Source organism: Nocardioides pollutisoli, from assembly GCF_040045055.1.
GTDB lineage: Bacteria > Actinomycetota > Actinomycetes > Propionibacteriales > Nocardioidaceae > Nocardioides > Nocardioides tweenelious.
The window spans coordinates 2,916,994-2,929,834 of the sequence record NZ_JBDZDU010000001.1 but is presented as its reverse complement, the minus strand read 5'-3'; the positions used below and the strand labels follow the sequence as shown (position 1 = coordinate 2,929,834).

Annotated in this window: 14 protein-coding genes and 1 tRNA gene; 9 read left to right on the top strand and 6 right to left on the bottom strand. The window is 69.4% G+C overall.

The genetic code is table 11. The features are described from left to right. Window position 1: 1 nt before the first annotated feature. Both ABLE68_RS14370 and ABLE68_RS14365 read right to left on the bottom strand, forming a co-directional pair. Entirely contained in the window at window positions 2-745 is a 744-nt protein-coding gene (locus tag ABLE68_RS14370) for a DsbA family protein (protein WP_348872228.1), read from the bottom strand. Continuing rightward, on the bottom strand, window positions 745-1,233 hold the full coding sequence (locus ABLE68_RS14365; protein ID WP_348872227.1) for a MauE/DoxX family redox-associated membrane protein: 489 nt from the start codon (window positions 1,231-1,233) through the stop codon (window positions 745-747). Before ABLE68_RS14365 ends, ABLE68_RS14370 begins: the two co-directional genes overlap by 1 nt. A gap of 69 nt (window positions 1,234-1,302) precedes the next feature. Between ABLE68_RS14365 and orn the strand changes: the two genes are divergently transcribed. Continuing rightward, on the top strand, window positions 1,303-1,959 hold the full coding sequence (gene orn, locus ABLE68_RS14360; protein WP_348872226.1) for an oligoribonuclease: 657 nt from the start codon (window positions 1,303-1,305) through the stop codon (window positions 1,957-1,959). Between the two features lie 40 nt (window positions 1,960-1,999). Next, a tRNA-His gene (locus ABLE68_RS14355) sits at window positions 2,000-2,075 on the top strand. Between the two features lie 134 nt (window positions 2,076-2,209). Here the strand turns inward: ABLE68_RS14355 and ABLE68_RS14350 are convergent. The 3 genes from ABLE68_RS14350 to ABLE68_RS14340 form a co-directional block, all read right to left on the bottom strand. Continuing rightward, window positions 2,210-2,581, bottom strand: coding sequence for a hypothetical protein (locus tag ABLE68_RS14350; RefSeq protein WP_348872225.1), 372 nt, complete (start codon window positions 2,579-2,581; stop codon window positions 2,210-2,212). Window positions 2,582-2,708: 127 nt separating this feature from the next. Continuing rightward, the gene (locus tag ABLE68_RS14345; RefSeq protein WP_348872223.1) at window positions 2,709-3,566 is read right to left on the bottom strand and encodes an alpha/beta fold hydrolase; all 858 of its coding nucleotides are present in this window, start codon (window positions 3,564-3,566) and stop codon (window positions 2,709-2,711) included. Between the two features lie 106 nt (window positions 3,567-3,672). Continuing rightward, entirely contained in the window at window positions 3,673-4,044 is a 372-nt protein-coding gene (locus ABLE68_RS14340; RefSeq protein WP_348872222.1) for a hypothetical protein, read from the bottom strand. Between the two features lie 101 nt (window positions 4,045-4,145). On the opposite strand from ABLE68_RS14340, the gene ABLE68_RS14335 reads away from it, so the two are divergent. Further along, the gene (locus ABLE68_RS14335) at window positions 4,146-5,384 is read left to right on the top strand and encodes an NAD(P)/FAD-dependent oxidoreductase (protein WP_348872221.1); all 1,239 of its coding nucleotides are present in this window, start codon (window positions 4,146-4,148) and stop codon (window positions 5,382-5,384) included. A gap of 98 nt (window positions 5,385-5,482) precedes the next feature. Here the strand turns inward: ABLE68_RS14335 and ABLE68_RS14330 are convergent, their stop codons facing one another. Then, the gene (locus ABLE68_RS14330) at window positions 5,483-6,994 is read right to left on the bottom strand and encodes an aldehyde dehydrogenase family protein (RefSeq protein WP_348872219.1); all 1,512 of its coding nucleotides are present in this window, start codon (window positions 6,992-6,994) and stop codon (window positions 5,483-5,485) included. A gap of 585 nt (window positions 6,995-7,579) precedes the next feature. Between ABLE68_RS14330 and ABLE68_RS14325 the strand changes: the two genes are divergently transcribed. The 6 genes from ABLE68_RS14325 (at window position 7,580) to ABLE68_RS14300 (ending at window position 12,815) form a co-directional block, all read left to right on the top strand. Then, complete coding sequence (locus ABLE68_RS14325; protein WP_348872217.1) at window positions 7,580-8,329, top strand: alpha/beta fold hydrolase; 750 nt, start codon at window positions 7,580-7,582, stop codon at window positions 8,327-8,329. 61 nt (window positions 8,330-8,390) lie between these two features. Continuing rightward, window positions 8,391-9,197: an alpha/beta hydrolase gene (locus tag ABLE68_RS14320; protein WP_425475633.1), complete on the top strand. Its 807-nt coding sequence runs from the start codon at window positions 8,391-8,393 to the stop codon at window positions 9,195-9,197. Further along, window positions 9,197-9,550, top strand: coding sequence for a hypothetical protein (locus tag ABLE68_RS14315; RefSeq protein WP_348872213.1), 354 nt, complete (start codon window positions 9,197-9,199; stop codon window positions 9,548-9,550). The genes ABLE68_RS14320 and ABLE68_RS14315 overlap by 1 nt, the downstream gene beginning before the upstream one ends. Then, on the top strand, window positions 9,547-10,872 hold the full coding sequence (locus ABLE68_RS14310; protein ID WP_348872212.1) for an NAD(P)/FAD-dependent oxidoreductase: 1,326 nt from the start codon (window positions 9,547-9,549) through the stop codon (window positions 10,870-10,872). The genes ABLE68_RS14315 and ABLE68_RS14310 overlap by 4 nt, the downstream gene beginning before the upstream one ends. 71 nt (window positions 10,873-10,943) lie before the next feature. Then, window positions 10,944-11,855: an NADP-dependent oxidoreductase gene (locus tag ABLE68_RS14305; RefSeq protein WP_348872211.1), complete on the top strand. Its 912-nt coding sequence runs from the start codon at window positions 10,944-10,946 to the stop codon at window positions 11,853-11,855. A gap of 48 nt (window positions 11,856-11,903) precedes the next feature. Continuing rightward, window positions 11,904-12,815 carry a helix-turn-helix transcriptional regulator gene (locus ABLE68_RS14300; protein ID WP_348872210.1) on the top strand — a complete coding sequence of 304 codons (912 nt, stop codon included), beginning with the start codon at window positions 11,904-11,906 and terminating at the stop codon, window positions 12,813-12,815. The last annotated feature ends 26 nt before the right edge of the window (window positions 12,816-12,841 follow it).

The window sequence follows — 12,841 nt, the reverse complement described above, 5'->3', positions numbered from 1 at the left end:
CTCAGGAGACCTTGTCGACGAGGTTGGAGGCCAGGTCCTGCATGGTGCTGTAGTCGGTGAAGACCTTGCCGTTGAGCAGCACGGTCGGGGTGCCCTGGACACCGGCGTCCGTCGCGGCCTTGGTCGCCTTCGTGACCCACGGGGTGCCCTGGTCCGCCTCGATCGCGGCGCGGACGTCGGACTCCTTGGCGCCCGCCTGGACGGCGAGGTCGGCGAGCGAGGAGCTCTCCGGGAAGGGGCCCGCCTCGTCCGGCTGGTTGTCGTAGAGCAGGTCGTGGAACTTCTTGGCGATCGCGGAGTCCGACTTGTCGAGGACAATCGAGAACGCACCGGCGGAGCGCACCGAGTAGCTCGATGCGTCGCCGCCACCGAGCAGGTCGAACGGGCGGTACTCGACCTGGAGCTTGCCGTCGGCGGCGAGCTGGGCGAAGTCGTCGCGCGACGCCGCCTCGAACTCCCCGCAGAAGGGGCAGAGGAAGTCCTCGTAGACGACGATCTTGTTGGGGGCGTCGTCGGGCCCGATGGTGACGCCGAACTCGCTGCTCGAGCTCGCCGCGTCGGCATTGACGTCCGTGGTGGTGTCGAGGTTGCGCTGGATCAGGAACCCGATGAGCACGATGAGCACCAGGCCCACGACGACCGAACCGATCATCGTGTTGCGGCGACGGCGCTCGGCGCGCTGCTGCTCCTCCATCGCGGCGGCGGCGCGCGCGGTCCGGTCGGTCTCGCGGTTCTTCTTCGACATCATGTTCCTTCGGGTTCAGCGGCACTGAGCTCGGCGGGGCGGGGGAAGAGCACGTTGTCCAGGGCCAGTCTCGTGGACCGTAGCCAGACGAGGTAGATCGAGGCACCCAGCAGGGCGACGTCGCGGGCGATCTCCCACGGGTACTTCGAGGCTGCGTCCGGGTCGACGCCACCGCCGCCGAAGCAGCCGCAGTCGATCGTGATGCCTCGCGCCCAGACCGACGAGATGCCGATGATGAACGCGACGAAGAGGAGGGAGGAGACGACCGCCGAGCCCCGCGTGAGCAGTCCGAGGACGAGGGTCACGCCGACCACCATCTCGATCACGGGGAGCAGCTGCCCCACCGGGGAGATCAGGCTGCTGGGCAGCAGCTGGTAGGCGCGGACCGCGGCGACGCTCTGCGCCGGATCGGTGATCTTGAGGGCGGACGCCCAGATCCAGACGCCGCCGACGACGAGCCGCAGCACGAAGCCCACCCATTCCTTCACGGTCCGACCCTAGAGGGGGCGACTGAACGAGTGCTGAGAGCAGCTGCGGGCGGCGTAGGGTGACCTCTCGTGAACGAACGACTTGTCTGGATCGACTGCGAGATGACCGGCCTGGATCTCGAGGCAGACGCGCTGATCGAAGTGGCCGCCCTGGTGACCGACTTCGACCTCAACGTGCTCGGCCAGGGGGTGGACCTGATCATCAAGCCGCCCGCCGAGGCGCTCGACCAGATGAACGACTTCGTCCGCGACATGCACGAGAAGTCCGGGCTGACCCGTGAGCTCGACACCGGCATCACCCTCGAGGAGGCCGAGGAGCGCGTGCTCGCCTACATCCGGGAGCACTGCCCCGACGGCAGCCGCCCGCCGCTGGCCGGCAACACCGTCGCGACCGACCGGTCCTTCCTCGCCCGCGACATGCCGAACCTCGAGACCTTCCTGCACTACCGGATCGTCGACGTCTCCTCGATCAAGGAGCTCTCCCGCCGCTGGTTCCCCCGGGCCTACTTCCAGGCACCGGCCAAGCGCGGCAACCACCGCGCCCTGGCCGACATCCAGGAGAGCATCGAGGAGCTGCGCTACTACCGCGAGGCCGTCTTCGTGCCCTCCCCGGGACCTGAGACCGAGGTCGCCCGGGCCATCGCGGCACGCCACGGCGGCGCGCTCACCGGCCTGTCCGACGCACCCGCGTCCGAACCCGAGCCCGATTCAGCGAAGGCGGAGTAGTTCCCCTACACTTTCTCCTCGGTCCGACAGGACCGACCTGGTGGGTATAGCTCAGCTGGTAGAGCGCCGCCTTGTGGTGGCGGATGTCGCGGGTTCGAGTCCCGTTACTCACCCCAGATCATCAAGCCCCTGACCTGCACAGACAGGTCAGGGGCTTGATGCGTTCGCGGTGCACGGAGGCCCTCGCCGCGGTCGACGTGACGATCGGGGTGGGCCGTGGAGACCTGGTGAGCCCTGGCCTGACACGCCGTCAGGCCGGATCGTCGGCGCCCAGCTCGTCAACGAACCGGACAGGCGGGATCTCGAAGTCCCGCACCCCGCCATCCCTGCCAGGAGCACCGGCGATCGCCTGACGTACTTTCTCGCGCTCGACCTCGATGTCGCCGGTGCACTCGACCAGCAGGTCCACCTGTCCCATGTCGTACTCCGCGGTGGCGTGATAGCCGGCGCGACGCACGGCATCCGCCACCGACGGTGAGTCCTGGCCCGTGACCAGGTGGTAGCGCAGCACGTGAGCGCCGGGCCGGCTGTTGCGGTCGTTCGGGTTCGTCAGCGTGACGAGGAGCTTGCTCGCGAACCACACGAACGCGACGACCGCCCCGGCAGCCAGCAGCACGAGCACGACTGCTCCCGCGCTCATGCCGCACCGGCGGCCCGGGCAAGGGCTTGCGTGATCCTGCTGTTCTCATTCATGACGGGTTCCTTGCCGGAAGGGCCGGCCGGTCGCCCGGCCCGGCCCGTCCTCGCGATCAGTGGACGCTCGCGGCGGCCTTCGTGATGAGGGCGACGACTGCCTTCGGGTGGGAGACCATAACGTCGTGCGCGGACGCGATCGTCCGGACGTGGGCGCCGGCGCGAGACGCCATGAACTTCTGTCCGCCGGGCGAGATCGCGCGGTCCTGGGTGGTGACCAGGTCCCAGCTGGGGAGGGTCTTCCAGGCAGGCTCTCCCGACGGTTCGGTGAAGGCGAAGGCCGACAGCGGACGCTGGGTGGCAGCCATCATCGCGGCCGTCTTGGCAGTCTGGTCCCCCGCGAAGATCTTGCGGAACAGGTCCGAGCGGATGTAGAGGTCCGCGTCCTGCCCACCGGGCGCCGACGGGTTCGGCACGGGCCGCACCACCAGCGAGTCCTGACCGAGCAGCGATCCCGGGTAGGTGACCGGGTCGTACGACGTCGCGACGCTCGTGCCCTCGTCGGGGATGAACGCGGCAAGGTAGACGAGCGCCGCGACGTTGTCCGCTCCTCGCGCAGCGTTGGTGATGACGGCGCCGCCGTAGGAGTGACCGACGAGGACGACCGGGCCATCGATGGTGGCGAGCACGGATCGTATGTAGTCGGCGTCGGCGGTCAGTCCACGCAGCGGGTTGGCCGGCGCGATCACCGGGTAGCCGGCCGCCTGGAGCAGCTCGACCTCCTGGCTCCACCCAGCGGCGTCGGCGAAGGCGCCGTGGACCAGGACGATCGTCGGCTTGGTCGCCGACTGAGCAGCGGCAGGCTGGTGGGCCTCGGCCGGCGCGAAGGCGCCGACCAGTGAGCCGAGGACGAGCAGGAGCGCGACGACGGGCGCGGTGCGTCGGCGTCTACGGAGCACGGCGTTCTGGGGCATGGGAGGGCCTTTCAAGTCTCGGTTTCTGGTGCGTCGAGACGCTAGGAGCCACACCCACGGGTGGGCTTGAGTCGGTCGACTGCTTGTCGGCCCGAACGCCGACGATTCAGTCGATCGACTCAAGGCCGCGATCGACGGGACCCGCACGGCCCCCTCTTCCCTGTTGACGCCGAAAGGTCTCCAACACCACCAGGTCGGCGTCACTCCAGTCGGCGAAGCTGCCTGGATGTCCGGAGAACGGGTCCTGCACCGCGGCCAGTGGGATCTCCGGGTTCTGCAGGGCCCTGGTCACTCCGCGTACGAGGATCGCGGCGATCAGCGGGTCGACCGTCGCGCCGTCGTCGGCGAACCCGACGCCCCCGGTCAGCCCGCGGGCGGCCGTCGTCGCGTGCCCGAGGAGGCGACTGACGACGTCCAGCTCGAGGTCCGCCCTGCCGACCAGGGACCAGATCGACGCGGGCTCGGGAAGTGGTTGCATGCCCCGATGCTGAGTCGGACGGGCCCTTCCTCGCTTCGGTCGTCCGACTGTCAGTCGATCGACTGAGGCGAGGACATCGCTCTGCCTTCTACCGTCAGGCCATGGGTGACGTCGAGAAGATCGTGATCGTCGGCGGTGGCATCGCCGCCGGTCGGGCGACCACTGCACTGCGCAGGCACGGATGGGACGGCTCGCTGATCGTCGTCACGGAGGAGAGGTACGCGCCCTACGAACGGCCCCCGCTGTCGAAGGACCTGCTTCTGCACCCTGTCAGCGAGCCGAGCAGCGCCTTCGTCGCATCCGAGGACTGGTACGCCGAGAACGACGTCGACCTGCGGACCGAGACGCGAGCGACCCGACTCGACCTGGCCGCATCCGTCGTCGAGGTCGAGAAGGAGGTCATCCCCTACGACCGACTGCTCATCGCGACCGGGGCACGCCCGCGGCCGTTGCCGCCAGGCGTCCTCCACGGACCGTCGGGCGCTGCGCTGATCTACCTACGCACCATCGACCAGAGCGTGAGCATCCGCGAGCGACTCGCCCCCGGAGCACAGGTCGTGATGATCGGCGGTGGCTGGATCGCCATGGAGGTGGCCGCGGCCGCACGGCTCGCTGGTTGCGACGTCACGGTCCTGGAACGCGGGCGATTGCCCCTGCTCGGCTCGCTCGGATGGCCGGTGGCCCACCGCTTCACCGATCTGCACCGATCTCACGGGGTCGACGTCCGGGTCAACACCTCGGTCTCGTCGGTCGAGGCCGGCGACGACCAAGCAGTGGTCGAGCTCGTCGGAGGTGAGCGCCTGGTCGCTGACCTGGTCGTCGTCGGCATCGGCGCGCGGCCCAACACCGAGCTCGCGGCTGCCGCGGGGCTGGCGGTCAGCGACGGGATAGACGCCGATCGCTTCCTCCGGACCGCGTCGAGCGAGGTGTTCGTCGCCGGCGACGTGGCGAACCCGTTCCATCCCGGCTACGGACGCCACCTGCGGTTGGAGCACTGGGACAACGGACTGCACCAGGGAGAGCTCGCAGCAGCCAACTTGATCTCCGCGCCTGCGGAGTACGCACGTACGCCGTACTTCTTCACCGACCAGTTCGAGCTCGGCATGGAGATGTGCGGTCACCTCGATCGCGGCTTGGTCTACGAGACCGTTGTCCGAGGCGACATCTCGTCAGACTCTTTCGCCGTCTTCTGGCTGAGCGATGATCGGGTGGCGGCCGGGCTGCACGTCAACGAGTGGGACGCGATGGGTGACATCCGGACGCTCGTCGAGGCCCGGGCCCTGGTCGACAGCGACCGGCTCGCCGACTCGGGTGTCGGCCTGGATCATCAGGCTGTCTAGGACCAGCCCACCAGCTGGGCGAGCTGCAGGGGGAAGACCGGCCCTCGAGGCCGACCTCACCGGAGCGATCTGGGCTTGTGTCACCCGGCTGCTCTCGCTCACGAGAGGGGGTACGGACGAGGATCGTGCTGCACCGAGACCCATTGGTGGGTCGTGAACTCGTCGAGCGACCACCGGCCACCGAACCGGCCCAGGCCCGACTGCTTCTCGCCGCCGTACGCCGTGTTGTCCTCCTCGTTGACCGGCGAGTCGTTGAGGTGGGTCATTCCCGCCTCGATCCGGAGCGCGAACGCCAGGCCTCGACGGTGATCACGGGTGTGCACGGCCGAGGAGAGGCCGTACTCCGTCTGGTTCGCGAGCTCGAGGGCATGCGCCTCGCCCTCCGCCAGCACGATGGTGATCGCAGGCCCGAACACCTCCTCGCTGGCGGTCGGCACGGTGTTGTCCCCGACCAGCACGTGAGGCGGCAGCGTGAGCCCCGCCGGCCCGACCGAGTCGCCACCGAGGAGGAGCCGCGCTCCGGCGGCCACCGACCGATCGACCTTGTCGCGGACCGAGTCGAGCTGTCGACGGCTGATCACCGGACCGACGAAGGTCCTCGGGTCCGAAGGGTCACCGACCGTGAGCCCACGGGCTCGCTCGACGAACGCCTCGACGAAGTCGTCGTGGAGCGTGCGATCGACGATCACCCGGTTGGCGATCATGCAGATCTGACCTGAGTTGTAGAACGACCCGAAGACCGCAGACTCGACGGCGTACGGGAGATCGGCGTCGTCGAGGACGACGAGGGGAGCGTTTCCGCCGAGCTCCAGGAGCAGTCGCTTGAGACCAGCGGTGCGGGAGATCGCGATCCCTGCCTCGGTCGAGCCGGTGAACGACAGGACCCGCGGCACCCGGCTCGCGACGAGCGCGTCGCCGATCTCCGACGACGGTCCGGCCACGACGCTGAGTACGCCCTCGGGCAGTCCTGCCAGCTCGAGGATCCGAGCCAGGAGCAGACCACCCGTCACCGGGGTCTCCGACGAGGGCTTCAGCACGACCGCGTTCCCGAGCGCGAGCGCGGGAGCAAGGCTTCGACTGGTCAGGTAGATCGGGAAGTCCCACGGGCTGATCAGGCAGACGACGCCGACCGGGCGACGGTAGACACGGTTCTCCTTGCCCGGGATGTCCGAGGGCAGGATCGCTCCCTCTGCGTGGTGGGTCATGCCCGCTGCCTCGAGGAAGACCGCCCGCGTGACCGCCAGCTCGACAGCGACCTTGCCCACCGTCCCGCCCGACTCGGCTGTCACCCACGCGGCCACCTCGTCGTGACGCTCCTCGATGACCGCCGCCGCCCGCAGCATCACCTCAGCGCGCTCTGCCGGGAGGCGCTGCGCCCATCCGACCTGAGCCCGTCGCGCGACGTCGTACGCCTCCTCGACATCGGCCGCCGACGCCGGCCGCAGCTCGGCGAGCTGATCGCCGCTCCACGGGTCGTGATCGGTCAGGACGCCCTCTCCTCCGCCCGGTCGCCATCGCCCTCCGATCGGCATCGAGTCGAACGGACCGAATCCCGCCAGCAGGTCGTGGGCGGATGCGCTGGGCGCGGTCGTGGTCGTGGTCGTGGTCATGGTGCCTCCTGGTAGCCAGGCGAGCGATCGCCGCTCGCGTTTCTCGACGCTAGGAAGCCCGCGCCCATGTCGTCTTCGGTCGGTCGACTGCTTGATCAGTGCAGTCGCTCGACTCAAGAGCGAGGTGGGTCGGCGTCCCTACGGTTTCGCCATCGGACAGCGACGACCGGAGGAACCGATGAACCGTGGAGACGAGCGCCCCGAGCTCGAACCGCTAGAGACTGGTGGGCGCCGCGACCGGAACCGCCCGACAGTCGTCATCGCCGCTGACGGCGCGACCCTGGTGGGCGACACACGGTCCACGACCAGGCTCCATGCCCGGCTCCCCTACATCGCGCTCGGACTCGCGCCGCTCGTCCGCCGCTACCGCGTCGTCCTCGGGACCGACGTCCCTGCCGGTGCAGGTTTCGACGCCGGTGCGGTGGCGCGAGCCGCGATCGGGGCACTTCCGGAGGCCGCTTCCGTCCTCGCCGGACGAGCCGGCACAACGATCACGCCCTCGTCGCCGGTCCTCACAGGAGGAGTCCGATGAGCACCGCCGCCCTGACCCCCCGCTGACCCGTCACCCACCACCAGGAGTAACCCATGCCAGAACCGAGCGTCGTACTCGTCCACGGAGCCTTCGCCGACTCGTCCTCGTGGCACGACACCATCAACCGACTCGAGGCCCACGGTCATCGGGTGCTGGCAGTCCCGAACCAGCTGCGCGGGCTCGTCGCTGACGCCGACTACGTCCGCTCGATCGTGTCGAGCATCGACGGTCCCGTCGTGCTGGTCGGGCACTCCTATGGCGGGGCCGTGATCGGGGAGGCAGCGCGCGGGGCCAGCAACGTGGCCGGCCTGGTGTTCATCGCCGCCTACATCCTCGACGAGGGCGAGAGCATCTCGACGGTGCTGAACCCAGCGGCGCATCCGGGCGCCCTGCTCGGACCCACGACGACGGTCGTACGTCCGTGCACCAACAGCGCATCCCCGGACGGACACGACCTCGACATCTTCATCCGCCCCGAGGACTTCCACGCCGTCTTCGCTGCCGACGTGGATCCCGTCCAGACCCATGTGCTGGCCCTCACCCAGCGTCCCCTCGCCGTGGGTGCGAGCACCGGTGTGGCCGGACGGCCCGCCTGGCGCGACCTGCCTAGCTGGGCACTCGTCAGCCACGACGACCGGGCGATCCCGGCCTCGGGTCAGACCTGGATGGCGGAGCGCGCCCACGCTGTCATGAGCTCGATCGACTCCTCACACGCCGTCATGCTCTCGCACCCCGACGTCGTCGCCGACGTCATCGGCACCGCGGTCACCACCGTCGCGGGCGCCTCCACGGTCGCGAGCTGACCTGCTCGACACCGTTCAACCACGCACTCCACCCACAGAAAGCGAGACCACCATGTCCGACGTGACCAAGACCCCGGTCATCTTCATCCACGGGCTCTGGCTGCACGCCAGCTCCTGGCAACCCTGGGTCGATCTCTTCGCCAGCGAGGGCTACGACCCGATCGCCCCCGGCTGGCCGGGCATCCCCGGCACCGTCGACGAGGCTCGTGAGCACGAGTCGCTCATCGGCGGCATCGGCATCGACGACGTCGTGGAGCGCTACGAACGGGTCATCGAAGGGCTCGGCTCCCTGCCCATCCTGGTCGGTCACTCGTTCGGCGGGATGATCGCGGAGAAGCTGCTCGGCATGAACCTCGCCCGCGCGGCGATCGCGATCGACGCAGCCCAGATCAAGGGCGTGCTCCCGCTCCCACTCTCGTCGTTGCGCTCCACGCTGCCCGTCTTCAAGAACCCGGCCAACAAGAACAAGGCGGTCTCACTCACCGCCGAGCAGTTCCGCTACTCCTTCGGCAACGCCCTCAGCGAGGAGGAGTCCAACGAGCTCTACGAGAAGTGGACGATCCCAGCACCGGGCAAGCCGCTCTTCGAGGCCGCGGCAGCGAACTTCTCGCTGCACTCCCCCGCCAAGGTCGACACCAGGAACGACCAACGCGGCCCGCTCCTGCTCGTCATGGGAGGCCAGGACCACACCGTGCCCGAGGCGATCACCAAGTCGACGCTCAAGCAGTACAAGCACTCGTACGCCCTCACCGAGCTGATGGAGTTCGAGGACCGCGGCCACTCGCTGACCATCGACAGCGGCTGGCGCCAGGTCGCAGACCAGTCGCTCGCCTGGCTCGACAAGCAGGGGCTCAACGGGAGCCTGTGATGTCGAAGCGCTGCCTGCTCACGATCGCGCGTCAGGAGCTGACACGCGCCGCGCACGCTCCCCAGGGTCGCAGCGAGCGAGTGCTGGTCGGCGAGGAAGGGCGTTCACGCCTGTCCATCCTTGCGCTGCGCCCGGATGTCTCGGCGGTCCAGCTCGATCAGCCGTGGACCGTGCAGGTGCTCGCTGGACGGATCCGTGTCCAGCACGGGAGCGTCGTGTCAGTCGGCTACCCGGGCGACCTGATCGTCGGCCCGGCCGGTGGCTCGTTGTGGTCCGGCGGCGACTGCGTCGTGCTGCTCAGCCTCGAGCACCGAGCGGCACCCGGCACCGAGATGGCGATGAGTGCGTCGTGAGTGACGCGACCCAGACCAGACATCGTGTCGTAGTCGTCGGCGGCGGCTTCGGCGGACTCTTCGCAACCCAGGCACTGCGCCGAGCACCAGCCGAGGTGGTGCTGGTCGATCGCACCGGCTTCCACCTCTTCCAGCCGCTGCTCTACCAAGTGGCGACAGGCATCTTGTCCCAGGGCGAGATCGCTCGGCCGCTGCGCGAGATCCTGCGCCGACAGCGCAACGCACGGTTCCTCCTCGGCCAGGTGAACTCCATCGACCTGGACCGTCGGACGGTGACGTCGACGGCGCTCGGGCGCACGACGGTCACGCCGTACGACAGCCTGGTGGTGGCGGCCGGCGCCACTCACTCGCACTTCGGGAACGAGGCCTTCGTCGAGCACGCGCCCGGCCTGAAGTCGATCGACGACGCGCTCGAGATCCGGGCCCGGATCTTCGAGGCCTTCGAGCTCGCCGAGAACGCCTCGGACCACGAAGAGCGGTGTCGGCACCTCACCTTCGTGGTGGTCGGCGGTGGTCCGACAGGAGTCGAGGTCGCGGGTCAGATCGCGGAGCTCTCGGAGCACAGCCTGCGTCGCAACTTCCGGGCAGTCGACCCTGCCGACGCCCGAGTGGTGGTGCTCGAGGCAGGGGCGGCGATCCTGCCTGCGTTCGGCGAGGGCCTCTCGGCCCGGGCACGCACTGATCTGGAGGACCTCGGAGTCGAGGTCCTCACCGGTGCCCGGGTGGTCGACATCGACGAGCACCGGGTCCGCTACCTGATCGGCGAGGTCGACCACGAGATCGAGGCAACCACCAAGGTGTGGGCTGCCGGCGTCGCGGCGTCACCCCTGGGAGGGCTGCTCGCCACCGCCTCTGGCGGTACCCCGACACGCTCGGGGCAGCTCGTCGTGCAGCCGGACTGCACGGTCCCGGGTCATCCGGAGGTCTTCGTCGTCGGCGACCTGATGAGCGTGCCGGGCGTGCCTGGCCTGGCACAGGTGGCGATCCAGAGCGGGCGCTTCGCCGCCGCCGTGATCCGCGACAGACTCGCCGGGCGAACGCCACCAACGACTTTCCTCTACCGTGACAAGGGTGTGCTCGCCACGATCGCGAGGTTTCGGGCTGTCGCCCATGTTCGGAGGCTGCGGGTCTCCGGGACGCTTGCCTGGTTGCTGTGGCTCGGCGTCCACCTCGTCACCCTCAACGGCTACCGGAACCGGGCGACCGTGACGATGCACTGGGCAGTCACGTTCGTGCTGAACGGACGAGCAGAGAGAGCCGCCACGCCCCTCCAGGGCCATCACTCGATCGACCACGGCGACCTACGACGGAGGACCCGATGACCGGCGCCCAGCTGCCTCGAACCATGCACACGCTCCGCGCGCACCAACGCGGAGGACCCGAAGCGTTGGTCGTGGAGGAGACCGTCGCACCAGAGCCAGGCCCGGACGAGGTCCTGGTCGCTGTGCACGCGGCCGCGATCACCTTCGACGAGCTGCGCTGGGACGAGACGTGGTCACACCTCCCCAGCACGCCGTCCCACGAGTGGTCGGGCGTGATCGCCGCCCTCGGCGGCAGCGCTTCCAGCACGTCCGGTCTGACGGTGGGCGACGAGGTGTTCGGCATGGTCGCCTTCGACCGGGACGGTGCCGCAGCGGAGTACGTCGTCGTGCCCAGCGAGCTGGTCGCACCCAAACCCGTGTCCCTCACCCACGTCGAGGCGGCCGCCCTCCCCCTGGCCGGTCTGACCGCTCAGCAGGCGCTCGTCGACCACGGTGGCGTCGGTCCCGGGGACGACGTCCTGGTGATCGGAGCTGCCGGGGGCGTCGGGGCCTTCGCCGTCCAGCTCGCGCTCCGGCTCGGGGCCAGGGTCACCGCGACCACGTTCGCGAAGGACCACGAGTACGTCGCCGCGCTCGGTGCCCATCGGATCCACACCCCGGACGAACCGCACCGCGCGCCGCTGGCGACCGGGTCGTACGACGTCGTCCTCGACACCGTCGGCGGTCTGGGCATGCGGGACGCGATGGCCTTCGCCCGCCCCGGCGGCACCTACATCTCGCTCCAGGAGCCGGCACCCGCGGATCGGGCCGCGGAGCTCGGCGTCACCGCCACGTTCTTCGTCGTCACCCCGGAACGCGAGAGCCTGCGTCAGCTGGCTTCCGAGGTCGACTCCGGGCAGCTGCGGGTGACCGTCGCGGCGGCATACCCGCTCATCGAGGGACGCGCGGCTTTCGAGAGCGGCTCCGGTCCCCGGCGCGCGCCCGGCAAGACCGTCCTGGTCGTCCGAGATCGCACATATACGTCAGATGACGTACGCGACTGAGTCGCTCGACTTCCTACGGTGGCAGTGCCGCACTACCGGGAGGTCACCATGTCCGTCACGACACCACCAGTCACCGCCTCGAGTCGGTTCGACGGCGATCAGGTCGAGCTGCTCGATCGGTCGGTCTTCTCGGAGATCGCGGTCGGCAACTGGCCAGGTGCCAGCGCGGCGGCTGAGGACTACCTGGTGGTCGCCGAGACCACGGGGCGGACGGAGACGGTCGCACGAGCCGAGGCAGCAGCCGGGATCGTCGCCGCCGTGCAGGGCGACGCGGACGCCGCTCGCGCCCTGCTGGACCGGAGCGAGCGCATAGCCACCCGACGCGGCGTCAGCGGCCTTCTCGACCTGGTGCAGCTCGGTCGTGGCGTCGAGGCACTCAGTGCCGGCCGGTACGACGAGGCCTGGGCCCAGCTGCGTCAGCTCGTCGACACCGTGGCGACGTCATCGGGATGGATCCGGTCAGCCGCGGAGAGCTACCTGGCCGAGGCAGCGCTCCACTGCGGCGCTGAGTCGGCGTCGGCCACGACGTTCGAACTGGCCCGTGACGCGTGTCCCGTCGACCGGGTCTTCGACCGAGCCCGGATCAACCTGGCCTGGGGCGTCTGCCTACGTCGCGAACGCCGGGTCTCGGACTCGCGGGCCCCGCTGCTCGAGGCACTGGTCGCGTTCGAGCGGCTCGGCGCGACGGCCTGGGCCGACCAGGCGCGCGGGGAGCTGCGCGCGACCGGTGAGCGACGAGTCCGCCGAGACCTCGGCGACGCCGAGACGCTGACGGCCCAGGAGCTCCAGATCGTCCAGATGGCGGCCCAGGGCCTCTCGAACCGCGAGATCGGACAGCGGCTCTTCCTCTCGCACCGGACCATCGGCTCGCACCTCTACAGGGCCTTTCCCAAGCTCGGCGTCGCCGCGAGATCGCAGCTCCGAGACGTGCTCGACGGGAGCACATATCTGCGAAGATGAACTCAACGGTCCCGACCGCGCACGGT